Genomic DNA, 22,238 nt, shown 5'->3' with positions numbered 1-22,238 from the left:
GTCAGGCGGCGGGGCCGGTGGCCGCGATGACGCCGTTGGCACCCGTCAGCGCGCCGGCCTCCAGCTCGAGGCCGAGCATGCGGTGACGCTCGAACGGGCCGGGCATGGCGAGGCCGGCCGCGACCTTCGCGCCGAAGCCGAAGCGGTCGTAATATGGCGCATCGCCGACGAGGACGATCGCCCGGTGGCCGCGCCACCGCGCCTCGGCGACGGCCCGGCGCATGAGCTGACCTCCGATGCCGATGCCCTCGAAGCCTGGGCGCACGGCGAGCGGGCCGAGCAGGAGCGCGGGCACGCCACCGGCATCGATATGCCAGAGCCGCACGGTGCCCAGCAGAAGCCCGTCCTCGTCCTCCGCGACCAGCGACAGGCCGTCGGCCGGCAGGCGACCGCGGCGGATCGTCTCCGAAGACTTGCGCATGCGCCCGGCGCCCATCGCGGCGTCGAGCAGCGCCTCGCGCGCGGGCAGATCGGCCGGCGTCTCGGCGCGCAGCGTGACGAGCGGGCGGAAGCCCTCCGTGACGGAGAGCGAGACGAGAGGCAGCGCGGCCATGGCGCACATCCTTCCTGGGAACGAGCGAAGACGGTCCCGCCGCACATCGCGCGGCAGGGGCAAGATACCCCGGCAGACTGCCGGGGCCGTCATCGTGGAAGCTGGCGCTACGTCAGATGACGTAGGCGCGCAGAGGCTCGAAGCCGTTGAACGCGACCGAGGCGTAGGTCGTCGTGTAGGCGCCCGTGCCCTCGATCAGCACCTCGTCGCCGATCGTCAGCGAGACGGGCAGCGGGTAAGGCGTCTTCTCGTACATGACGTCGGCCGAATCGCAGGTCGGGCCGGCGAGGACGCAGGGCGTCTTGGCGTCGGCGTCGCGTTCGGTCACGATCGGGTAGCGGATCGCCTCGTCCATCGTCTCGGCGAGGCCGCCGAACTTGCCGATGTCGAGATAGACCCAGCGGTTCTCGTCCGCCGTCGACTTCTTCGAGACGAGCACGACCTCGGCCTTGATCACGCCGGCGTCGCCCACCATGCCGCGGCCCGGCTCGATGATCGTCTCCGGGAGCTGGTTGCCGAAATGGCGCTTCAGGCCGGCGAAGATCGAGCGACCGTAGGCCTGTGCGGTCGGCACGTCCTTGAGGTAGCGCGTCGGGAACCCGCCGCCCATGTTGACGAGCGTGAGCACGATCCCGCGCTCGGCCAGCGTCTCGAAGACGTGGGCGGCGTCGGCGAGCGCGCCGTCCCAGGCCTCGGTGTTGGTCTGCTGCGAGCCGACATGGAACGAGACGCCGGTGGCGCCGAGACCGAGACGGTGTGCGTGCTCCAGCACCTCGATTGCCATCGCCGGTACGCAGCCGAACTTGCGCGAGAGCGGCCATTCGGCGCCGGCACCGTCGGTCAGGACGCGGCAAAAGACGCGGGCGCCGGGCGCGGCGCGGGCGATCTTCTCGACCTCCTCCACGCAGTCTACCGCAAAGAGCGAGACGCCGAGCACGTGAGCGGCCGCGACGTCGCGCTCCTTCTTGATCGTGTTGCCGAAGGAGATGCGCGAGGCCGTCGCACCGGCGTCGAGCGCCATTTCGATTTCGGTGACCGACGCGCAGTCGAAGGAGGAGCCAAGCGAAGCGAGCAGGCGGAGGATCTCCGGCGCCGGGTTGGCTTTCACCGCGTAGTAGATCGACGAATCGGGCAGCGCCTTGCGGAAGGCGTTGAAATTGTCCTCGACGACGTCGAGGTCGACGACGAGGCAGGGACCCGTGGGTCGTCGGGTGGCGAGGAAGTCGATGATACGCTGCGTGGCCATTTGGGCTCTCCCATGAACCGGAAGGTTGACGAGAGCGTGCGCGAATACCTTCCCGGCCGACAGGTGGAAGCCCGGTCGGATAGGCATCGCGAAACGCGAAATGATCCGAATCCCTCACGATGGAAGGAGTTCCGAATCGGTTCGTGCCTTGGCTTGGAGGGCTTGGACCCGCCGCACTTCGGGCAAGGATGGTGTGCCTCTATAGTTTTCCCGGCTGTGGAGACCGGGAGAGACCAGAAAGGCCCGGACCGTCGTTGCTTCAAGGCGTCCTCGTCTTCGCTCGCTGCGAAGCCGACTGGATGTGTTACGTCCAGGTACCGTCCCGGCAACCCTCGCATATGAGGACCGGGGGACGCCCACAGGCACGTGCGACATGGGGCAGCCGCGATATAGAAAAACGCGTTGTCACAAACAACCGGAAAATCGCGACACCATTGATTTTCTCGCGGCGCTGGACAGACTCGCGCAAGCCATGCGGCCTCATCGCCGCATGGACCGGGCGAGGGGAGCTCAAACGCCGCATGGATACTCTCACGCGCATGCGTGCCTTCATTTCGGTCGTCGAGAACGGCGGCTTCTCGGCGGCTGCGCGCAAGACGGGGCGGTCCAAGGCGCTGATCTCGAAATACGTCCGCGAGCTGGAGGACGAGCTCGGCGCGCTTCTCATCAACCGCACGACGCGGCAGGTGGCGCTGACGGCGGCTGGCGAGGTTTATCTCGCCCGTGCGACGGCGATCCTCGCCGACCTTCAGGCAGCCAACGACGCGGCGCGCGAGGCGACCGGCGAGGCGCGAGGCGCGATCCGCGTGACAGCTGCACGCACCTTCGGAGACGCCGATCTCGGTCTCTCGCTGGTCGAGTTCTCGCTCGCCCATCCCGATATCTCTCTCGACATCCATCTGGACGACAACTTCGTCAATCTGGTGGAGGAGGGGTTCGATGTTGCGATCCGCATGACGCGGCTGAATGACTCTGCGCTGATCGCCCGGCGCCTTGCGCAGCTCGACTTCGCCATCTGTGCAAGTCCGGCCCTCATCGAGAAACACGGGGTCCCTAGCCATCCGAACGAACTCTCGAGCCTGCCGGTCGTGATCGATTCCAACGCGCGGGCGCTCAACAACTGGACCTTCCTCGATCCGGTGTCGGGCGAGGCGATTACGGTCAATGTCGCGGGGCGCTTCAGCGCGAATTCGCCCGTCACGGTGCGCGCCGCGACGCTCGCGGGCCTCGGCTTCTCGCTCGCGCCGGAGTTCATCGTCCGAGACGATCTCGCCTCCGGGCGGCTCGTGCGCGTCCTTGCCGACTACATGCCGCGCGGGGCCGGAATCTACGCCGTCTTCCCGCACCGCCGTCATCTGCCGGCGCGCACGCGCGTCTTCGTTGACTTCTTGGCAAGCTGGTTCCGCAAGAATGAGATGTCGCGCGAGGTGGAGGAAGTCCCCGCCGAGGCGTGACGCGTTCATTTCTCGGAGCCGGCGATGCGTATCACACGACGGGTTCTTCTGCAGGCCGCGGCCGCTCTTGTCGCCGGGCCGGCCTTCGCTGCCGGCGAGCCGGTGCCCGATCCGCGCGAGACGATCTTTCTGGGCGACTACGAGCCAGGCACGATTGTCGTGATGACCGGCGCGCGCCAGCTCTTCCTCGTCACCGCCCCGGAGACGGCGCTGCGCTACGAGATCGCCGTCGGCAAGCCGAGCGAGCAATGGTTCGGGAAGAGCTGGGTGTCGAAGAAGCGCGTCGATCCGACCTGGGTGCCGACGCCCTCCATGCGCAAGGCGAACCCGCGCCTGCCGGCCTCGGTCGGTCCCGGCCCGTCCAACCCCCTCGGCGTACGGGCAATCAACCTCGGCTGGGGGACCTACCGCATCCACGGGACGAACTCGCCGAACTCGATCGGCTCAGCCGCTTCTGCCGGCTGCTTCCGGATGCGCAACGCGGATGTCATGGACCTTTTCGAGCGCGTCCATGTCGGCGCGCAGGTCGTCGTTTTGCGCTGAGCGCGTCGTCTCGGACTTGACGTTACCCGCGCGGACGGGCATTCGCGCCGCTTCGACCGTGCGTGAGGAGGACAAACAGACATGGCAGACAAGATCGTCTCTGACGACCGCTTTCCGATGAAGCCGATCCCGCTTCTCATCGGTGCCGCGATCTTTCTGGTCCTTCTGTTCCTGCCGGCGCCTGCCGGTCTCGATCCGGCCGCCTGGTCAGTCGTCGCCGTCGCGGCCTTGATGATCGTGTGGTGGATTACCGAGGCGATCCCGGTGCCGGCGACGGCGCTGGTGCCCATCGCCCTCTTCCCCACGCTCGGTGCAACGACGGCGGGCGCGGCGACCGCGCCTTACGGCGATCCGATCATCTTCCTGTTCCTGGGCGGCTTCGTGCTGGCACTGGCGATGGAGCGCTGGAGCCTGCACCGGCGCATCGCGCTCAACATCGTCTCGCGCACCGGCTCGCAGCAGCACCGGATCGTCGGTGGCTTCATGATCGCCACCGCCTTCGTCTCGATGTGGGTCTCCAACACGGCGACGGCGGTGATGATGCTGCCTGTCGCCGTCTCGGTCGCAGGGCTGATGGAAGGGCGCGAAAGCTCGGCGCGCTTCTCTCTCGCGCTGATGCTCGCCATCGCCTACGCCGCCTCCATCGGCGGCGTCGCGACGCTCATCGGCACGCCGCCCAACGCCCTTCTGGCCGGCGCGCTGAACCAGTCCTACGGCTACGACCTCGGCTTCGCGCGCTGGATGATCATCGGCGTGCCGGTGGCCCTCGTCATGCTCTTCGGCGCCTGGCTCTTCCTCACGCGCTTCTCGATCCGCCTCGACCGCGGCGAGGTCGAGAACGCAGCCGAACTCTTCGAGCGCGAGCTGACCGCGCTCGGCCGGTGGTCGCCGGCCGAAATCCGCGTCGGGATCGTCTTCCTCGTCACTGCGCTCGCCTGGACCTTCCGCACGGTGCTCGACGATTTCATCCCGGGCCTCAACGACACCTCGATCGCGATCCTCGCGGCACTTGCCCTCTTCCTCATCCCCTCGGGCGATGCGAAGGGCGGCGCGCTGATCGACTGGGACGGCGCCAAGCGCCTGCCGTGGGGCGTGCTGATCCTGTTTGGCGGCGGCCTGTCGCTGGCGGCAGCCGTCACCTCGACGGGGCTCGACGTCTGGATCGGCGACCAGCTCGGCGTGATCGCCGGCCCGCTGCCGCTGATCGGCATCGTCGTGGTCGTCACGGTGGTCGTCCTGATCCTCACCGAGTTCACCTCGAACACTGCGACGGCGGCGGCCTTCATCCCTCTGCTCGCGGCGCTCGCCGTCAGCCTCGGGGAGAACCCGCTGCTCCTGACCGTGCCGGCCGCGTTGGCTGCCTCAATGGCCTTCATGCTGCCGGTGGCGACGCCCCCGAACGCGCTGGTCTTTGCGTCAGGCTACGTCACCATCCCGCAGATGGCACGCCAGGGCCTGTGGCTGAACCTCCTGGCCATGGTCGTGATCTCCACGCTCGCCTACGGCCTGATGCTGACATTCTTCGGCGTCACGCTCGGCGAGTTGCCGGACTGGGTGCCGGCCCGGGCCGTCACGCCGTCCTGATCCGAAGGGGCGCCCGAGTGACGGGCGCCTCCCAACTTGGGCCATTCTTTCGCGCCAAAGCCGGGGCTGAGAGCGGGAAGGTCCTTGATGACACAGAGATCCATCGCTGCGCGCGCGGCCACCGCGGCCGCGGCACTCCTCGGGACGGCGGCGGGCGTCGCCGCCCACCCGCATGTCTTCGCCGACTCGCGCATGGAGATCGTCGGCACCGAGGACGGTACGCTGCGTTCGGTGCGCAACATCTGGCGCATGGATGAGCTCTTCTCGTCCTCCGTCCTCTTCGACTTCGACAAGAATGCCGACGGCGTCCTCGACGAGGAGGAACTTGCGGCCGTCGGCGCGGTGGTGCGCGAATCCATCGCCGAATGGGGTTTCTACACCTTCGTCGAGATACCCGGCCGCGAGGTGAAGATGCGCCCGCCGGACCAGATCCGAACGCTCTGGCAGGACGGCCAGCTCATCATGTTCTTCGAGATGATGGCCGACGAGACGGTGGACCTGAAGACGACAGCCGTCACCTTCTCGGTCTTCGACGACAGTTTCTTCGTCGCCTTCGACTTCATCGATGACACCGCGTTCGAGCTCTTCGACCTGCCGTCCACATGCACCAAGGCCATCGACGTGCCGGACCCCGATGCGGCCGCTGCGGACTGGATGGCCAGCATCTCGATGCTGGATCCCAACCAGTCCGTCCCGGAAGACGGGGTCGAGTGGGGCAGCGTCCTTTCCACGAAGGCGCGCGTTTCATGCGCCGGCTGAGCGGCACGATCCTTCTTGCCGGGCTCTGCCTTGCCGCCGCGCCGGCATTGGCCCAGTCCTCGCTCGGCATCGGCAACGCGGAGGTCGCCGTTCAGCCGGGCTCCGGCGCGCTCTTCACCTGGATCGCAACTCAGCAGCAGAGCTTCTTCGCCGGCCTGCGGGCGGCGCTCGTCGGTATCCGCAACGGCTCCTCGGGCTTGTGGTGGCTCGTCGGTCTGTCCTTCGTCTACGGCGTGTTCCATGCAGCCGGCCCCGGTCACGGCAAGGCGGTGATCTCGTCCTACATGCTGGCGAACGAGGTGCAGTTGAGGCGCGGCATCGCACTGTCTGTCGTTTCTGCCTTCGTTCAGGCCCTGACGGCGCTGCTGCTGGTCGGCGCGGGCTGGTATCTCCTGCGCGGCACGTCCGTCTCGATGACGCAGGCGGGCTTCGCGCTCGAACTTGTCTCCTACGCGCTGGTTGCCGGCTTCGGGGTCTGGCTGCTCTTCGCGAAGGCCCGCGCGCTTTTGCGCCGCCGGGCCGAGCGCGCGCCCGCCTTTTCCTCGGCGGGCCTCGCCTTCGAGGGCGCGGGACGCTTTTCCGGCCAGAATCGCGCCGGACCGCTCATGCGCCCGGCATCCGGTGGCTTCGCCGCTTCGGTCTGTGTCGATCCGAGCGGCGATGACTGCGACTGCGGGCGCTCGCACATCGCCGATCCCGCAATGCTCGGAGGCGAGCGCCTCGGCCTTCGCTCCGCTACCTCGGCCGTCATCGCGGTGGGGCTGCGGCCGTGTTCGGGCGCGATCGTCGTCCTGACCTTTTCGCTGGTCAACGGGCTCTATCTCGCGGGCGTCCTGTCGGTCTTCGCGATGGCGGCCGGCACGGCGATCACGGTCTCCGCGCTCGCCGCTTTGGCCGTCTTCTCGAAAGGCGCGGCCCTGCGCTTCGGCAGCGGTCGGGCGCGGCTTGTGCAGGACGTCATCGAGGTCGCGGGCGCGAGCCTACTGATGCTGCTCGGCCTCGCACTCCTGATCGGCAGCCTGCGGCTCTAGCGCGACCTCTGCGCGTCGCGGTAGAGCCGGCAGGCCTCGCCGAAGGCACGGAAGATCGCGGCCGAGGCTGGGTCGCTCGCCGCCCAGTATTCCGGGTGCCATTGAACGCCGAGCGCGAATCCCTTCGCATCGCGCGGGGCGATCGCCTCGACCGTGCCGTCCTCCGCGAGGGCCTCGGCCACGAGGCCCTCGCCCAGCCGGTCCACGGCCTGCCGATGCAGCGAATTCACCTCGAACGGCGCCTCGCCGACGATCGCGGCGAGGCGCCCGCCCTTGGCGACCTCCACGGTATGGCGCAACGCGAAACGCTCGGCCTGCTCGGGCGCGGTCGGCGCGCGGTGGTCGGCGCGCCCGTCCAGGGTCTGGATCTCCGTGGCGAGCGTGCCGCCGAAGGCGACGTTCATTTCCTGATGGCCGCGGCAGATCGCCAGAAGCGGCATCTCGCGCTTCAACGCCTCGTCGATTATCGCGAGCGACAGCGTGTCGCGCGCCGGATCGTAAGGCTCGTGGGCCGGGCTCGCACTCGCGCCGTAGCGCTCGGGATGCACGTTCGTTGCAGACCCGGTGGTCAGGACGCCGTCGAAGCGCGAGAGGAGCGCGCCGATGTCGATGCCTTCGATCGCGGGCACGATCACCGGCACCGCCCCGGCGACCGAGAGGATCGCCTTCAGGTAGGTGTCCGGGCTCGCATGCCAGGAGTAGTTCTCGAAGGATCGCACGTCTGCTGGAACGGCGACGAGGAGGGGCTCGGTCATGGCGGCCTGCATGAGGATGGAACGTCCGGCCGCTCTTCTACGCTCAGAGAGGCGGCTTGGGGAGAGCGCCTGGCGGCAGCCGGTGCGCGACATGCCGTCAGGCCGCTTGCCCCATTAATGCCTCGTTAACCATAAGCTTCGGTCAATGTCCGCTCTATAGCGTCCCTTGAGCGGGAAGCCCGGTGGGGCGTTCGCGGACAGGCCGGCATCGCCGGCGCCGCGACGGGACCGGCCGCTGCCTCGTCCACAACCGACCGCGTGCCGGCCTGTCCGCAGGATCGCCGACGCGCGCCTCAAGGAACGTGTCGCATGACCCCTGTGATCTCGATCGGTTCGCTCAAGACGGCCGGCACCACCACGCTCGCCATGACGCTCGCCGCCGTCGCTTCCGCCGCCGACATTCCGGTCGTCCTCATCGATGCCTCGCGTGACGCGGACCTCGTCGCCTGGGGCGGGAAGGCCGGTCGCCCGCGCCACTGCACTGTCGAGGCCGCCGAGGACGAGGCGAGCCTGGAACGCCTCGTGCGCGCGGCCCGCCGCCGCGGTGATGTCGCCATCATCGATTGCGGCGACGGCGCCGACGCGATCCGCGCCGGTGCGCGGCTTGCCGACAAGGCTCTGATCCCGGTCCGCTTCTCGCCGCTCTCGGTCTGCGCGGCCGTCGTCACGGATCGCCTGCTGGCCGCTGATGCGGGCAAGGGCCGGCGCGGCCGCGAGCGTGCCTTTGCGGCGACCGCCGTCACCGCGATTCCGAGCCGCATCGCACGCGCCATCGAGGCCACGGTCGAAGAGAGCGCGACGCGGCGCCTCGCGATCGGCCTCGTCCAACGCGCGGCCTACGAGGCGCCCTTCCTGCATGGCGGCACGATCTTCACGCTGGACGAGCGTGTGGCGCCCGGCCTCGACCGCGCCCGCGCCGAAGCGGCGATGCTCGCCTACGAGGTCGGGCTTCTCGGGCGCGAGGCCGCCGAGGGCGCGCCGGTGCCGCTCGCCCGTGCCGCCTGAGGAGCCTTGCCTTCACGGCCCTCTCGGCTAAACCGGAGGGCATGAGCGCGGTGAGGAAGAACGGCGAGGCGAAGCGGCGGGCAAGGCCGGTGACGGCCGACTATCTGTTCCGCGCCGCCGTCCATTATCTCGAGCGCTACGCCTCATCGAGCGGCAATCTGCGCCGCGTTCTCGAACGCAAGGCCGCGCGTCGGCTGCGCGAAGCCGACGACGGGGACGGCGAGCCGCCTGACGTCATCGCCCTCATCGACGAGACGCTCGCGCGCCTTCTGGAACTGAAGCTGATCGACGACGCGGAGTTCGCGCGGGCGCGGGTCGCGAGCCTGCGCCGGCGCGGCGCGTCTCGCCGGCAGACCGCCGCCAAGCTTGCCGAGAAGGGTGTCGAACGCGAGACAGCGGAGGCCGCGATGGCGGCCGACGAGACCGACGAGCGCGAGGCCGCCCTCGCTTATGCCCGGCGCCGTCGCCTCGGCCCACACCGTGCAAGAGAGCGCGAGGAGCGCCGGGACCGGGACGTCGCGGCGATGATGCGCGCGGGGTTCTCCTATGCGGATGCGGCCTTCGCGGTGGATGGCGATCGTCCCGCGCACTGAATGTTCTTGCGGCGCGGCAACGCGCGGAACTCGCATCTTCGGCAGCCGTTGTCCCCTCGAATCCGCAAAGCGCAGCGTCCTCACGAGCTCGTCTCGTGCCGCCTGTGCGCGGAAACAGAAGGAGACAAGTACGATGCCGAGCATCAATCAAGCCAGGATTGCCATTCTCGCAACGGACGGCTTCGAGCAGTCCGAACTGGTGCAGCCCCTCGAGAAGCTGAAGGCGGCCGGCGCGACGGTCGAGGTGATCTCGATCAAGAGCGGCGAGATCAAGGGGTGGGACAAGACCGACTGGGGCGACAGCGTTCCCGTGGACAAGCTCGTCAGCGACGTGACGGTCAACGACTACGACGCGCTCGTCCTGCCAGGCGGCCAGATCAACCCCGACAAGCTGCGCGCCGATGAAACCGCCGTGAAATTCGTTCACGATTTCTACAACACCAAGAAGACGCTTGCCGCGATCTGCCACGGCCCTTGGCTTCTGGTGGAGGCGGGCGTCATCAAGGATCGCGACGTCACGTCCTACAAGTCGATCAAGACGGACATCGTCAATGCCGGCGGTCGTTGGCACGACGAAGAGGTCGTCACGGACCAGGCGCTCATCACCTCGCGCAACCCCAACGATCTTCCGGCCTTCATTGCCAAGATCATCGAGGAGGTCGAGGAAGGCCGCCACGAGAAGCGTGAAGCCGCCTGATCGCGGTCAAACCAGTGAAAAGGGGCGCCTCATCGGGCGCCCCTCTTCTATTGCAAAGAGCAGTGAACTCGCTGTTCAGCGCTTTCCGGCATCGGCGGCGACGTCAGCGATCGCCTCGTTCGCCGCACGCTGGCTCTTCGGGTCGAGATTGCCGCCTTCTGGTGCCGGCTCGCCCCGGTTCAGCTCCTTTTCCATATCGCCGTCGTCTGCCGGACGCGGTGCGCTGCCAACGCGGCCGACATGCGGCTCCTTCGCCTCGTCGCCGAGCACGCTGAGGCTCGCGTCGAGCCGTTCGTCTTCGCGGCGCTTGCTGGTTTCGTCGGCCATGAGATCCTCCGTTCGAAATCGGGCTCTGAAACAGGGAAGCGTCCGGGCTTCGAAGGGGTTCCGCCGCCCGCGGACGAATGCGTTGCCGATTGTGGCGGCTTTCGTATATGTCCTGTGCCAACAGGAAACGCGACGTGCCGCCGGAGGGACCCTTGGCTGAAGACTTCTCGAACGAGCCCATCGTCAGCGCCCCGATGGACTATCCCCAGCACGAGCGGACCTATGCCGGTTTTCTCTGGCTCGTGAAGTACGGCTCGATCGCGATCGTCGCCATTCTTCTCGCGATGCTCGCGAGCCTCATCGGCTCCTGGGGCATTCTCGGCGGGCTCTTCGTCTTCATCGCTTCGGGCGCAGTCCTCGCCTACGTTCTGAGCTGACACGCGCCCGGGCGGGCGCCGACCGATCCTGGAGGGGGGACAAGCCATGAAGCTTTTCGTGCCACGTGAGCGCGAAGGCGGCGAGACGCGCGTCGCGGCCTCGCCCGATACCGTGAAGAAGCTGGCGGGGCTCGGCTTCGCCGTTACCGTCGAGAACGGCGCGGGCGAGGGCTCGCGCATCACCGACGACGCCTTCGAGGCGGCCGGAGCGACGATCGGCTCGGCCGAGGACGCGAAGGACGCCGACGTCGTCCTGAAGGTGCGCCGCCCGAACGGCGAAGATCTGAGCACGTATCGCAAGGGGGCGGTCGTCATCGCGACGATGGACCCCTACGGCCACGAAGACGCGGTCGAGGCGATGGCGAAGGCCGGCGTGACCGCCTTCGCGATGGAATTCATGCCGCGCATCACGCGCGCGCAGGTGATGGACGTCCTGTCCAGCCAAGCCAATCTCGCCGGCTATCAGGCCGTGCTCGACGCGGCCTTCGAGTTCGACCGCGCCTTTCCGATGATGATGACGGCGGCCGGCACGGTTCCCGCGGCGCGTGTCTTCGTGATGGGGGCGGGCGTCGCTGGCCTCCAGGCGATCGCCACCGCACGCCGCCTCGGCGCAGTGGTCACGGCGACGGACGTGCGCCCCGCGGCCAAGGAGCAGGTGGAATCGCTCGGCGCGAAGTTCATCGCGATCGAGGACGAGGAATTCAAGGCGGCCGAGACGGCAGGCGGCTACGCCAAGCAGATGTCGGCGGAGTATCAGGCCAAGCAGGCCGAGCTCACCGCCTCGCACATCGCCAAGCAGGACGTCGTCATCACCACGGCGCTGATCCCCGGCCGGCCCGCGCCGAAGCTGATCTCCCGCGAAATGGTGGAATCGATGAAGCCGGGCTCGGTCATCGTCGATCTGGCCGTGGAGCGCGGCGGCAATGTCGAGGGCGCAGTGCCGGGCGAGGTGGCGCAGGTCGGCCCCGCGAAGATCGTCGGCCATCTGAATATGGCCGGCCGTATCGCCGCGAGCGCCTCGCTCCTCTACGCGCGCAACCTTTCCGCCTTCCTCGAGACCCTTGTCGACAAAGAGGCCAAGGCCCTGAAGCTCGATCTGTCCGAGGAGCTTCAGAAGGCGACGGTGCTGAGCCATGAGGGGCGCGTCGTCCATCCGGCCTTCGCCAAGGAAGAAGCGCCGGTCGAAGCGGCACCGACCGATACGGTGGGCGATGCGCCGAAGGGAGAGGTGTGATGGAACAGGATACGCTGAACGCGGCCCGCGAGGCGCTCGACACGGCGGGTGCCGCCGTCGAGGCCGCGCGCACGCAGGTCGAGACGCTGGCCGTCGAGGCGGCCCTTTCGAATGACACCGTCGCCCACGCGCTGGTCGATCCGTTCGTCTTCCACTTCGCGATCTTCGTGCTGGCGATCTTCGTCGGCTACTACGTCGTCTGGTCGGTGACGCCGGCCCTGCACACGCCCTTGATGAGCGTTACCAACGCCATCTCCTCGGTCATCATCGTCGGCGCACTGTTGACCGTCGGCATCTCGGCCTCGGGTCTTGCCACCACCTTCGGCTTCGTCGGACTGGTGCTCGCCTCGGTCAACATCTTCGGCGGCTTCCTCGTCACGCAGCGCATGCTGGCGATGTACAAGAAGAAGGAGCGCTGAGAGATGTCGCAGAGCTTCGCGGCCTTCCTCTACCTCGTCTCCGGCGTCCTGTTCATCCTCGCGCTGCGTGGCCTCTCGCACCCGACGACTTCGCGGCAGGGCAACCTGTTCGGCATGGTCGGCATGGGCCTTGCGGTCTTCACGACGCTGCTTCTGGCGAGCCCGAGCTTCGGTGGCCTCGTCGTCATCGTCCTCGGTATCGCCATCGGCGGTGCGATCGGTGCCTACGTGGCGCGCGCCATCCCCATGACGGCGATGCCGCAGCTCGTCGCGGCCTTCCACTCGCTCGTCGGCCTCGCCGCCGTCATGGTGGCGGCCGCTGCACTCTATTCGCCCGAATCCATCGGCATCGGTGCGGTGGGTGCCATCCACGGGCAGGCGCTGGTCGAGATGTCGATCGGCGTCGCCATCGGCGCGATCACCTTCACCGGCTCGATCATCGCCTTCCTCAAGCTCGACGGGCGCATGAGCGGCAAGCCTATCATGCTGCCCTCGCGCCACCTCATCAATCTCGCGCTCGGCGCGGCGGTGGTCGTGCTTGTGGTGATCTTCGCGGCGACCGAAAGCCATTTGGCGTTCTGGCTGATCGTCGTCGCGGCGCTCGCGCTCGGCGTTCTCCTGATCGTGCCGATCGGCGGGGCGGACATGCCCGTGGTCGTGTCGATGCTGAACTCGTACTCCGGCTGGGCGGCGGCCGGCATCGGCTTCACCCTCCAGAATCTTGCTCTCATCATCACCGGTGCGCTCGTCGGCTCGTCCGGCGCGATCCTGTCCTACATCATGTGCAAGGGCATGAACCGCTCCTTCGTCTCGGTCATCCTCGGCGGCTTCGGCGGCGATGCCGCAGCGGCCGGCGGCGCCGACACGGGCGACAGGACGGTCAAGCAGGGCTCAGCCGAGGATGCGGCGTATCTGATGAAGAACGCGGCCCGCGTCATCATCGTGCCGGGCTACGGCATGGCGGTCGCGCAGGCCCAGCATGCGCTGCGCGAGATGGCCGACCTCCTGAAGAAGGAAGGCGTCGAAGTGAAGTACGCCATCCACCCCGTCGCGGGGCGGATGCCGGGCCACATGAACGTGCTGCTCGCCGAAGCGAACGTGCCCTATGACGAAGTCTTCGAACTGGAGGATATCAACTCCGAGTTCGCGCAGACCGACGTCGCCTTCGTCATCGGTGCCAACGACGTGACCAACCCAGCGGCGCGCGACGACAAGACCTCGCCGATCTACGGCATGCCGATCCTGAACGTCGATCAGGCGCAGACCTGCCTCTTCGTGAAGCGCTCAATGGGCTCCGGCTATGCCGGCATCGACAACACCTTGTTCTACAAGGACAACACGATGATGCTCTTTGCGGATGCCAAGAAGATGGTCGAGGACATCAACAAGGCGATGGCGCACTGACATTTTGCGTCGCGCGAACGAAAAAGGCCCGCCGGATCGCTCCGGCGGGCCTTTTCTTTGGATCGGTTGTTTGCGTTATTCGACGACCACGACGCTTGGTGCGGGGACCACTTCCATGGCCGGCTGGATCGTGAACTCCGACACCCCGACGGCGGCGTTGACGCCTTCCTGCGCCTGAAGGCTCAGCGGCTGGAGAGTGAGGCCGTCGGACGGCCTGCCGACGAGGAGATTGGCACCCCCACCGGCCGCGAAGGAGGCATTGGCGCTCGCGCCGACATAACGTCCGGCGAGAATTCCCGGCTGGTAGACGTCTGCGGAGCCCGCCAGTACGACCCATTCCATCACCGTTTCGCCGGTGACACCGATGTCGAGGCCGAACTGGTTCAGCGTGCCGACATAGGTTTCTTCGGCGGCCGCGTCATTGGCCGGAGTGAACGTGCAGGCGACGTTCTCGGACGAGCCGATGATGTAACCCGTTGAACCCTCGCTGTAGCATGTAAGCGCGCCGAGCGTGACGCCGGCCTGTGCGTGCGCCTGCGGCATAGCGAGGAGCAGTGCCCCGGTGAGGGCGGTGGCGGCTACGGCGGTCGAGCGGATAAGCGGCGTCATCGATATCTCCCGTCAGGTCTCGCCCACTGCAACTCGTGAGTGGGCGAAGGGTTTCAGGAGCGCGCGGCGCCGCGAAAGGGGGTGAGGGATCAGACCCCGCCGCCGAGACGTGCGAGGCCGTCACGGGCCGGACGGTAGTTCGGGTCAAGCTGCGCGGCGCGCGCGAAGGCGTTGCGGGCACGCTCGTTCTCGCCGCCGATCGCCTCGAGAATGATGCCCTGATTGGCCCAGAACTCCGCGCGGTTGTTGTCGAGCGTCAGCGCCCGGTTGATGTCGTCGCGCGCATCCTCGGTGTTGCCGAGCGCAAGATACGATACGGCGCGCCCGGAATAGGGCTCGGGGGCATTGGCGTTGATCGAGATCGCGGACGAGAAGTCCTCGATCGCCTGCCGGTGCTGGCCGTCGATCTGGTAGAGCAGGCCGCGATTGTGGTAGGCGCGCGGATCGGTGGTGTTCAGATCGATCGCGCGTTGAAAGTCCGACAACGCTTCGCGGTTGCGGCCGGCCAGCCGGTAGATGTTGCCGCGCCCGATATAGGCAGTGTCGTAGTTCGCGTTGATCTGGATCGCGCGATTGTAGTCCTCGACCGCGCGCACGCTGTCTCCCGTCTGGCGATAGACAAGGGCGCGGTTGGCATAGGCCTGATAGAAGTTCGGATCGAGCTGGATCGCCGTCGAGAAGTCTTCGAGAGCGCGGCGATTGTCGCCGCCGCGTGCATAGGCGCTGCCACGCACATTGTAGGGTTCCGGGTTCTGCGGGTTGGCGTTCACCGCAGCCGTCAGTGATGCGATGTTCTCGCTGGAGGCCTGCGCCTGATCGATGTTGATCACCTGTTGAAGCGCCGGGCCGTTGGCCGACTGGCAGGCCGCCAGAAGCCCGCAGGCCGCCGCGAAGCCGGCAGTGCGCAGGAGGTTGAAGGCGAGGGGGGCGTCGATTTTCGAGGACAGGATGGCGCTCACGCGGGCAGACTCCTTCGCCGGGGCGGTGCGGGCCCCAAGATCATTGTCCCGATACGGCCGCTTGCGGCGATGCCGGGTTCATAAGGCAAGTCTGAAGCGTCTTTCGCGCCGCGACCCCCGGATGCGAATCTACCCATCCGCCGCGATCCGGCAAGGGCGTAGCCGCGGATAAACCATTGGCCGACCGACGCGAAAATCCGCCGACACGAAAAATGGCGGCGGACCACTCGGGTCCCCGCCATTCGTCAGTGCAAGCCGTCGAAGCGGCCAGGAGTGCTTTCAGCGCGTCGGCGCCGGACGACCACCAGGAATGAGGCCTTCGCGCTGCGCGCGCTTGCGGGCCAGCTTGCGAGCGCGGCGAACGGCTTCGGCCTTCTCGCGAGCACGACGCTCGGACGGCTTCTCGAAGAAGTTGCGCATCTTCATCTCGCGGAAGATGCCTTCGCGCTGCATCTTCTTCTTCAGCGCCCGGAGCGCCTGATCGACGTTGTTGTCGCGAACGAGTACCTGCAAGGGTCGATTCCGTTTCTACAAAAGTTTTCGCCTGGACGATGGAGGCCCGGTCGAAAACGAGAAAGGCCCCGTGCGGAAAGTCACCGATCCGCAAGCGGATGCGTCGATAGCAGCTTGCGAGGGTCTTGTCGAGGCTCATTCATGCACCACGCGCGCGTTCGCGTTTGCCGCGCGAAAGGAAGGTGATGCCGCCTCAGAACCACTCCAGAGCCAGCGTAGCGCCGGCGATCACCAGGCCTACGGTCAGAGAGATCAGCATGATCGACGGGCGCGGCCTCGGTTCCTGGGCGATCTCACCTTCGACCTCGAATCCGTGTTCGATCCCGGCGATGAGGCGATCCCTGTGCCGCCGAGCCGCCCGAAGACGTTCGGCGCGATCAACCTGCCGGGTTTCGGGCTGCTGCCCCTGGCGCAGGGGCTCGGAGGCGGCCGGCTTCTGCGGGCGCGCGAAGACCGCGGGATCAATCCCGAATCCGCGCGGCATGTCGTCGAGCTTGGCCATGGCGGACCTCGTCGCCTCCCATCTCCTGCAACTCGTCACCGGCTCCCCGGTTGCGTGCGGGGAGGGAGAATTGTCATCCTCCTGCTTTTGAACCGATATAAATGCGATGGTGAGGTGCCCGGAGGGTTGCCGATCCCGTCCGCGCCCCGCAAAAGCTTTGCCGAAGCATGCGGCGGACGTCCGCGTGCGATCGCGTCAGCGATATCGAACCGAGAGGCCCCATGCTGAGAACCGATACCGTTCGCAAGATCCTGTCCTGGTACGAAGGCGAAACGCCGGGCCTGAAGGCCAACCTTTCCCGTCTGCTGATGCACGGGCGCCTCGCCGGCACCGGCCGCCTCGTCATTCTTCCCGTGGACCAGGGCTTCGAGCATGGCCCGGCCCGCTCCTTCGCGCCCAACCCGGTCGCCTACGACCCGCATTATCTCTATGAACTCGCGATCGAATCGGGCGTCTCGGGCTATGCTGCGCCGCTCGGTCTTCTCGAGCAGGGCGCGGACACCTTTGCCGGCGAAGTGCCCCTGATCCTCAAGCTGAACTCCGGCAACTCGCTGGTGAAGACCCAGGACCAGGCGCTGACGGGCACCGTGGAGGATGCGCTTCGCCTCGGCTGCGTCGGTGTCGGCTTCACCATCTATCCGGGCGCGGATGCCTCCTACGACATGATGGAGGAACTGCGCGAGATCACGCTCTACGCCAAGAGCCGTGGCCTGATGACGGTCGTGTGGTCCTATCCGCGCGGCGGCAAGGTCACGAAGGAGGGCGAGACGGGCTTCGATATCATCGCCTATGCCGCGCACATGGCGGCGCTGATGGGAGCCACCATTATCAAGGTGAAGCTGCCGAGCGACCACGTCGATCTGCCGGAAGCCAAAGCGACCTACGAGAAGAACGAGATCCCGCACGTCTCGCAGGCCGACCGCGTGCGCCACGTCATGCAGGCGTCCTTCGCCGGCAAGCGCATCGTGGTCTTCTCCGGCGGGGCGGCCAAGAACACGCACGAGCTTCTCGACGAGGTGCGGGCCATCCGCGAGGGCGGCGGCAACGGCTCGATCATCGGCCGCAACTCCTTCCAGCGCTCGAAGGAAGATGCCTTGAAGCTTCTCGGTGAGGTGATGGACATCTACGCCTGAACCGACAGGCGCGGCAGGAACGGGAAGGCCGGGCGGTGAGCCCGGCCTTTTTCGATTCCGGCGCTCGGTTTCATGTGCAAGGCCGCGTTTGGGGGCCGAGGACGGTACTCCCGCTGCATTGCGGCCGCGTGAACGTTTCCGAACCGTTTCGGATGCATGGCCGAGGTCATTTTGCTGGATGACACTTGCGTGAAAGCGCTGGCGACCGGCGACAGGAGGTCGTTTTTTTTCAAAAAGATCAAACAAGTCAGTCATTTAGTTCGCCAGTTGCAGATCCCGCGCTCGTGAGCGGAGTGGCTCCGATGCAACAGCCTGTATCCACCGCGCAACGCCCCCCATTGCTGATCGAATGTGACGGGCGCATCTTCTCGTCATCGGAAGGCGGGGTGATCGCTTCACTGCGAAAGCACGACCTTCCCCTCACAAACGGGGCGCGGAAACAAGGCGCCCGATGGAGTATCGGTCATGAAGCGCATTGCTCTTCTTCTCGCTGCCACCGCCTTCTCGGCACCGGCCCTCGCTGCGGACGTCATCTATGAAGAGCCGATGGCTCCCGTGGCGATCGCTCCGGTCGCGTCCGGCTGGACCGGCCTCTACCTCGGTCTCCAGGCCGGCGGCGCCTTCAACCCGTCGAGCCCTGACGACCAGGGCATCTTCGCCTCCTTCGGCAACGACACGCCCGTTCCGGGCTTGGCTGGCGGCTCGATCGCCGGCGCCTTCGGCAGCTCGTTCGACTCCTCGTTCGACTCCGGCTTCATCGGCGGCGCGCATATCGGTTACGACTACCAGATCAACGACTTCGTCGTCGGCGCGATCCTGGACATCAACGCGATGGACATCGCGGTGAACCAGAACTCCTTCTCGAACACGCCCGCCTTCTACGAGGCCGAGCGCAGCCTGGATTACCTGGCGACCGCTCGTCTGCGCGCCGGTTACCTGATCACGCCGATGGCGCTCGCTTACGTCACCGGTGGTGTCGCCTACGGTGAGGTCGATTACGGTTTCTCGACCAACAGCCCGGCTGTCGTCGGTGCGGCGGGTCGTCCGGCCAACGTCTACGAGGGCGAGGACGACTGGGGCTACTCCGTCGGCGGCGGCATGGAGGTGAAGCTCACCGAGAACCTCTCGTTCGGTGCCGAGTACCTCTACACCAACCTCGGCGGCGGCGACTCGCTCACCGTCCTGGACGGCGGCCCGTTCGACGGTTCGACGACGAACGGCGCGAACGCCAATGGCGAGTTCACCGCCTTCACGTCGGGCGGCGACTTCGACTTCCACACGATCACGGCGAAGCTCTCCTACCGCTTCAACTAAGGTCGTCGAAAGACACAGTTCGTGATGGAAGGGCGGCCTCCGGGCCGCCCTTTCTCGTTGCCCTCAGGCCAATCGTTAACGCGACTTCGATTCAAAATAATCGCGTTAACTCAACCGTTTAAGTGGTCCTTAAGGTTGGCGGAGTATTTCTGTCTGCGAACGTTGATGGTCGGTTCGGTTCCTTGTTGCCGGATTGACACACAACGGTCTGGATCGCGGAACGGAGGCTTACTTTCGTCTCGCGCGGACCATAATTCGCCTCAACCGCCGCCTAATCGGGCTGGGTCACATCATCGGGGGACGACGACAATCGGCCCGCATGATCGAACGTCGCCAAAGGCGACAATTGGAGTATCAGTCATGAAACGTTTCGCTCTGCTTCTGGCGTCCGCCGCTTTCGTCACCCCGGCGATGGCCGCTGACGTGATCTACGAGGAGCCGATGGCTCCGGCCGCTCCGGTCGTCTTCGAGCCGGCCTTCACCTGGACCGGCTTCTACGTCGGTGGCCAGGCTGGCGCCGCCTTCAACCCGGACTCCGGCCCGTTCTCCATCGGCGACAGCGGCTTCGTCGGCGGTAACGACGACGGCGACGCCGGCTTCATCGGCGGCGTGCACGTCGGTTACGACTACCAGGTGAACAACTTCATCTTCGGTGCCGTTGCGGACATCAACTACATCGACGCCGAGTCGGTCGCCTTCTACGACATCCCGGGTGCCGCTCCTGGCTCGATCCAGGGCTCGGTCGCGTCCTCGTCCGAGATCGATTTCGTCGGCACGGCCCGCCTGAAGGCTGGTGTTGCGCTCGATCGCTTCGCTCTCTACGCGACGGGTGGCCTCGCCTACGCCAGCATCGACAGCAACATTGCTGGCCCGTCCACGGCGATTGTCGATGGCGCGCTGTATAACGTCGATTACTCGGAAGACTCCGATGACGTCGGCTACGCCGTCGGTGGTGGCGTCGATTACCTCGTGACGCAGAACTTCTCGATCGGCGTCGAGTACCTCTACACCGACCTCGGTTCGTCGGACTTCAACGTCGACTACACCCAGGCCAGCGGCCCGAGTGAGTTCGACTTCTCGACCAACTCGTCGAACGACCTCGACTTCCACACCGTGTGGGCCAAGGCTTCGTTCCGCTTCAACTAAGCGGGACACGCGCCGCGCTCGCGGCGTGAGCCAAAGCGAAGGCCGCCGATCCGAAAGGGTCGGCGGCCTTCGTCGTTTCAACCACCGATGGAGCCTCTGGCCGAGCCGCCCGCCATCTTCTACGAAGCGTGTCGATGAAGCCCGACAAGACCGGAGAGATGCGATGGCCGAACCCCTTGTGATCGAGGTGACGCGCGGCGCGCGCGTCGAAAGCCTGCACAGGGTCTCGGCGGCCGTCTGCGACGCGGCCGGCGCGCTCGTCTTTTCGCACGGGGATACCGTGACGCCCGTTTTCCCGCGCTCGGCGGTGAAGGTCTTCCAGGCGATCCCGTTCGTGGAAAGCGGCTCTGCCGACGCTTATGGCTTCACGAATCGCGAGCTGTCTCTCGCCTGCGCGTCCCATTCGGGCGAGGAGGGGCACCGGCGCCTCGCGGCCGAGATGCTGGAGCGTGCCGGCCTAGGCGAACCCACACTCGAATGCGGCTGCCACTGGCCCTTCGACATGTCCGTCGCGCTCGATCTTGCCCGCACGGGCGGGGCGCCGACGCCGCTCGGCAACAACTGCTCCGGCAAGCATGCCGGCTTCCTCTGCACCGCCGTCCATCTCGGCGAGGAGACGCGCGGTTATGTCGAGGCGGCGCATCCCGTGCAGCGCCGCGCGCTGGCGGTGATGGAAGACCTTACCGGCTCTGCGCTGCCGCCCTCCATGTGCGGCACGGACGGCTGCTCGATCCCGACGGCCGCCGCCCCGCTTGCCGGCTTTGCCCGCGGCTTTGCCAAGCTCGCGGCCCGGCAGGGGGCCGAGCCGTCACGTCTTGCGGCCGGACGCCGGCTCATCGAAGCGTGCATGGCCGAGCCCTGGCTGATGTCAGGCACCGGCCGCGCGTGCCTCACCCTGATGGAAGCGGCGCCCGGCCGCGTCTTCGCCAAGACCGGTGCGGAGGGTGTCTTCTGCGGCGCTGTGCCCGAACTCGGCCTCGGCTTCGCCCTGAAGGCGCAGGACGGCACGTCCCGCGCGGCCGAGGCGGCGGTGGCTCATCTCCTTGCCGAGATGCTGCGCGAAAGCGAACCCGCTCTCGCCGAGCGCTACGACGCGATGGCCCGGCGCACGCTGAAGAACTGGGAGGGTCGCGAGGTCGGTGAAATCCGCGTGCGGCGCGCCTGAGGTCACACCGCACGTTCGTCGAAGAGCGCCTTGCAGCGGTGTGCGAGGCGCCTTCGGACCCTCGACAGTCTCGTCAGTCCGACCCGCTCCCGCCTTCCGTGTTCTTCGCATGACCCGAAGGCCTGCGCGACGCGGCAACGGTGTTGTCGTTGAAGGCCGGCGGGTCGGCCATGCCGAGGCCGATCATGCGTGACAGTCCGAACAGGCGGATGCGGTCCCGATGCGTCGAGGCGAAATGGCTCTGGCGCGGGTAGACGCTCTCGCGGATATCGCAGGAGCGCCCGGCCATCAGCGCCAGCGGGCGGATGAGGCCGGGATAGGAGCGCGGCTCGGTCACCAGTTCCATGTCGCAGAAGCGCCGGTAGAACGGGATGTGCTCCAGCCGCACGGTGGCGAGCACGTGGTCGGTCTCGAAATGCTCGGCCGCCATCGCCGCAAGACGCACGGTGGCGAAGGGCATCTGCCCCATCGCGCGGCGCATTGAGCGGTCCACCACGAAGCGGGAGGGGTCGACGAAGGTTTCGCCGCGGTCGATCGCCGGGCCGATGATGTCGGGGTAGACATCGAGCGCGGCGCCGAAGGGCATCTCGGCGGAAATGATGTGCAGGCGAATGGAGGCGACCAGCGCGCTATCGTGCTCGACGCCGAAGACGAAGGCGTTGGGGTCGTCGTCGTATTTGTCGGAGAAGCGCCCGTCGGCGCGTGCGGGAATGAACTCTTCGGCGCGGTAGCACTGGTAGCGCAGCCGGTAGATCGCCTCCAGTTCCTCGCGCTCGACGGCCCGGCGGTAGACGATCGACCCGTCATCGGGCCGGGGTTGGGGGAACTGCCGGGGGATGCTGCTCGCGTCGGCCAACGGTCCGTCTCCTATCCTTACGGAAGGACCCTATGGCCGCTGCAGTGCGAAAAAGGTTAT

26 protein-coding genes are annotated in these 22,238 nt (G+C 66.9%); 17 read left to right on the top strand and 9 right to left on the bottom strand.

What is annotated here, in order from left to right:
• Window position 1 precedes the first annotated feature (1 nt).
• Both H1343_RS15050 and odc2 read right to left on the bottom strand, forming a co-directional pair.
• Window positions 2-553, bottom strand: a complete 552-nt coding sequence (locus tag H1343_RS15050) for a GNAT family N-acetyltransferase (protein WP_185983655.1) — start codon at window positions 551-553, stop codon at window positions 2-4.
• Window positions 554-665: 112 nt separating this feature from the next.
• A complete protein-coding gene (gene odc2, locus H1343_RS15045) occupies window positions 666-1,799 on the bottom strand; it encodes an ornithine/lysine decarboxylase (RefSeq protein ID WP_185983654.1) in 1,134 nt (377 codons plus the stop codon).
• A 521-nt stretch (window positions 1,800-2,320) separates the two neighbouring features.
• On the opposite strand from odc2, the gene H1343_RS15040 reads away from it, so the two are divergent.
• The 5 genes from H1343_RS15040 to H1343_RS15020 all read left to right on the top strand — a co-directional run bounded on the left by H1343_RS15040 (window position 2,321) and on the right by H1343_RS15020 (window position 7,170).
• Window positions 2,321-3,253: a LysR family transcriptional regulator gene (locus H1343_RS15040; RefSeq protein ID WP_185983653.1), complete on the top strand. Its 933-nt coding sequence runs from the start codon at window positions 2,321-2,323 to the stop codon at window positions 3,251-3,253.
• Window positions 3,254-3,277: 24 nt separating this feature from the next.
• Entirely contained in the window at window positions 3,278-3,796 is a 519-nt protein-coding gene (locus H1343_RS15035) for a L,D-transpeptidase (RefSeq protein WP_185983652.1), read from the top strand.
• Window positions 3,797-3,877: 81 nt separating this feature from the next.
• On the top strand, window positions 3,878-5,380 hold the full coding sequence (locus tag H1343_RS15030; protein WP_185983651.1) for an SLC13 family permease: 1,503 nt from the start codon (window positions 3,878-3,880) through the stop codon (window positions 5,378-5,380).
• Window positions 5,381-5,467: 87 nt separating this feature from the next.
• Entirely contained in the window at window positions 5,468-6,139 is a 672-nt protein-coding gene (locus tag H1343_RS15025) for a DUF1007 family protein (RefSeq protein ID WP_185983650.1), read from the top strand.
• Complete coding sequence (locus H1343_RS15020; protein WP_185983649.1) at window positions 6,127-7,170, top strand: nickel/cobalt transporter; 1,044 nt, start codon at window positions 6,127-6,129, stop codon at window positions 7,168-7,170. The genes H1343_RS15025 and H1343_RS15020 overlap by 13 nt, the downstream gene beginning before the upstream one ends.
• Here the strand turns inward: H1343_RS15020 and H1343_RS15015 are convergent.
• The gene (locus H1343_RS15015) at window positions 7,167-7,925 is read right to left on the bottom strand and encodes a gamma-glutamyl-gamma-aminobutyrate hydrolase family protein (protein WP_185983648.1); all 759 of its coding nucleotides are present in this window, start codon (window positions 7,923-7,925) and stop codon (window positions 7,167-7,169) included. The two genes, H1343_RS15020 and H1343_RS15015, sit on opposite strands and share 4 nt — an antisense overlap.
• Before the next feature lie 309 nt (window positions 7,926-8,234).
• Between H1343_RS15015 and H1343_RS15010 the strand changes: the two genes are divergently transcribed.
• The 3 genes from H1343_RS15010 to H1343_RS15000 all read left to right on the top strand — a co-directional run bounded on the left by H1343_RS15010 (window position 8,235) and on the right by H1343_RS15000 (window position 10,220).
• Window positions 8,235-8,930, top strand: coding sequence for a P-loop NTPase family protein (locus tag H1343_RS15010; protein ID WP_185983647.1), 696 nt, complete (start codon window positions 8,235-8,237; stop codon window positions 8,928-8,930).
• A 41-nt stretch (window positions 8,931-8,971) separates the two neighbouring features.
• Entirely contained in the window at window positions 8,972-9,523 is a 552-nt protein-coding gene (locus H1343_RS15005; protein WP_185983646.1) for a regulatory protein RecX, read from the top strand.
• Between the two features lie 133 nt (window positions 9,524-9,656).
• Window positions 9,657-10,220, top strand: coding sequence for a type 1 glutamine amidotransferase domain-containing protein (locus tag H1343_RS15000; protein WP_185983645.1), 564 nt, complete (start codon window positions 9,657-9,659; stop codon window positions 10,218-10,220).
• Between the two features lie 75 nt (window positions 10,221-10,295).
• Here the strand turns inward: H1343_RS15000 and H1343_RS14995 are convergent, their stop codons facing one another.
• Window positions 10,296-10,547 carry a hypothetical protein gene (locus tag H1343_RS14995; protein WP_185983644.1) on the bottom strand — a complete coding sequence of 84 codons (252 nt, stop codon included), beginning with the start codon at window positions 10,545-10,547 and terminating at the stop codon, window positions 10,296-10,298.
• A gap of 152 nt (window positions 10,548-10,699) precedes the next feature.
• Here H1343_RS14995 and H1343_RS14990 point away from each other — a divergent pair, with 152 nt between their 5' ends.
• Genes H1343_RS14990 through H1343_RS14975 form a run of 4 tightly spaced genes read left to right on the top strand, consistent with a single transcriptional unit; the run spans window position 10,700 to window position 13,981 of the window.
• A complete protein-coding gene (locus tag H1343_RS14990) occupies window positions 10,700-10,924 on the top strand; it encodes an aa3-type cytochrome c oxidase subunit IV (protein WP_425484600.1) in 225 nt (74 codons plus the stop codon).
• A gap of 46 nt (window positions 10,925-10,970) precedes the next feature.
• Complete coding sequence (locus H1343_RS14985) at window positions 10,971-12,158, top strand: Re/Si-specific NAD(P)(+) transhydrogenase subunit alpha (protein ID WP_185983642.1); 1,188 nt, start codon at window positions 10,971-10,973, stop codon at window positions 12,156-12,158.
• Complete coding sequence (locus tag H1343_RS14980; RefSeq protein WP_185983641.1) at window positions 12,158-12,577, top strand: proton-translocating transhydrogenase family protein; 420 nt, start codon at window positions 12,158-12,160, stop codon at window positions 12,575-12,577. The genes H1343_RS14985 and H1343_RS14980 overlap by 1 nt, the downstream gene beginning before the upstream one ends.
• 3 nt (window positions 12,578-12,580) lie before the next feature.
• Window positions 12,581-13,981: an NAD(P)(+) transhydrogenase (Re/Si-specific) subunit beta gene (locus H1343_RS14975; protein ID WP_185983640.1), complete on the top strand. Its 1,401-nt coding sequence runs from the start codon at window positions 12,581-12,583 to the stop codon at window positions 13,979-13,981.
• A gap of 75 nt (window positions 13,982-14,056) precedes the next feature.
• On the opposite strand, the gene H1343_RS14970 is transcribed toward H1343_RS14975, so the two are convergent.
• From H1343_RS14970 to H1343_RS14955, 4 genes are all read right to left on the bottom strand, one after another.
• Window positions 14,057-14,590 carry a DUF992 domain-containing protein gene (locus H1343_RS14970; protein ID WP_185983639.1) on the bottom strand — a complete coding sequence of 178 codons (534 nt, stop codon included), beginning with the start codon at window positions 14,588-14,590 and terminating at the stop codon, window positions 14,057-14,059.
• An 89-nt stretch (window positions 14,591-14,679) separates the two neighbouring features.
• The gene (locus tag H1343_RS14965) at window positions 14,680-15,540 is read right to left on the bottom strand and encodes a tetratricopeptide repeat protein (RefSeq protein WP_185985697.1); all 861 of its coding nucleotides are present in this window, start codon (window positions 15,538-15,540) and stop codon (window positions 14,680-14,682) included.
• 288 nt (window positions 15,541-15,828) lie between these two features.
• On the bottom strand, window positions 15,829-16,062 hold the full coding sequence (gene rpsU / locus H1343_RS14960) for a 30S ribosomal protein S21 (protein WP_185983638.1): 234 nt from the start codon (window positions 16,060-16,062) through the stop codon (window positions 15,829-15,831).
• A gap of 193 nt (window positions 16,063-16,255) precedes the next feature.
• Window positions 16,256-16,564, bottom strand: a complete 309-nt coding sequence (locus H1343_RS14955; RefSeq protein ID WP_185983637.1) for a hypothetical protein — start codon at window positions 16,562-16,564, stop codon at window positions 16,256-16,258.
• Window positions 16,565-16,785: 221 nt separating this feature from the next.
• On the opposite strand from H1343_RS14955, the gene H1343_RS14950 reads away from it, so the two are divergent.
• From H1343_RS14950 to H1343_RS14935, 5 genes are all read left to right on the top strand, one after another.
• On the top strand, window positions 16,786-17,697 hold the full coding sequence (locus H1343_RS14950) for a class I fructose-bisphosphate aldolase (RefSeq protein ID WP_185983636.1): 912 nt from the start codon (window positions 16,786-16,788) through the stop codon (window positions 17,695-17,697).
• Window positions 17,698-17,853: 156 nt separating this feature from the next.
• On the top strand, window positions 17,854-17,985 hold the full coding sequence (locus H1343_RS17120; protein WP_281374662.1) for a hypothetical protein: 132 nt from the start codon (window positions 17,854-17,856) through the stop codon (window positions 17,983-17,985).
• Window positions 17,986-18,162: 177 nt separating this feature from the next.
• Entirely contained in the window at window positions 18,163-19,011 is an 849-nt protein-coding gene (locus H1343_RS14945) for an outer membrane protein (RefSeq protein ID WP_185983635.1), read from the top strand.
• Window positions 19,012-19,371: 360 nt separating this feature from the next.
• Window positions 19,372-20,157 carry an outer membrane protein gene (locus H1343_RS14940; RefSeq protein WP_185983634.1) on the top strand — a complete coding sequence of 262 codons (786 nt, stop codon included), beginning with the start codon at window positions 19,372-19,374 and terminating at the stop codon, window positions 20,155-20,157.
• Between the two features lie 163 nt (window positions 20,158-20,320).
• On the top strand, window positions 20,321-21,322 hold the full coding sequence (locus tag H1343_RS14935) for an asparaginase (protein ID WP_185983633.1): 1,002 nt from the start codon (window positions 20,321-20,323) through the stop codon (window positions 21,320-21,322).
• Window positions 21,323-21,395: 73 nt separating this feature from the next.
• On the opposite strand, the gene H1343_RS14930 is transcribed toward H1343_RS14935, so the two are convergent.
• Window positions 21,396-22,178: an N-acyl amino acid synthase FeeM domain-containing protein gene (locus tag H1343_RS14930; protein WP_185983632.1), complete on the bottom strand. Its 783-nt coding sequence runs from the start codon at window positions 22,176-22,178 to the stop codon at window positions 21,396-21,398.
• Window positions 22,179-22,238: the final 60 nt, after the last annotated feature.

Origin of the sequence: Aureimonas mangrovi (assembly GCF_014058705.1) — a bacterium.
Lineage (GTDB): Bacteria > Pseudomonadota > Alphaproteobacteria > Rhizobiales > Rhizobiaceae > Aureimonas > Aureimonas mangrovi.
Note: the sequence above shows the minus strand (reverse complement) of the source record. Positions and strands in the feature narration are given on the sequence as shown.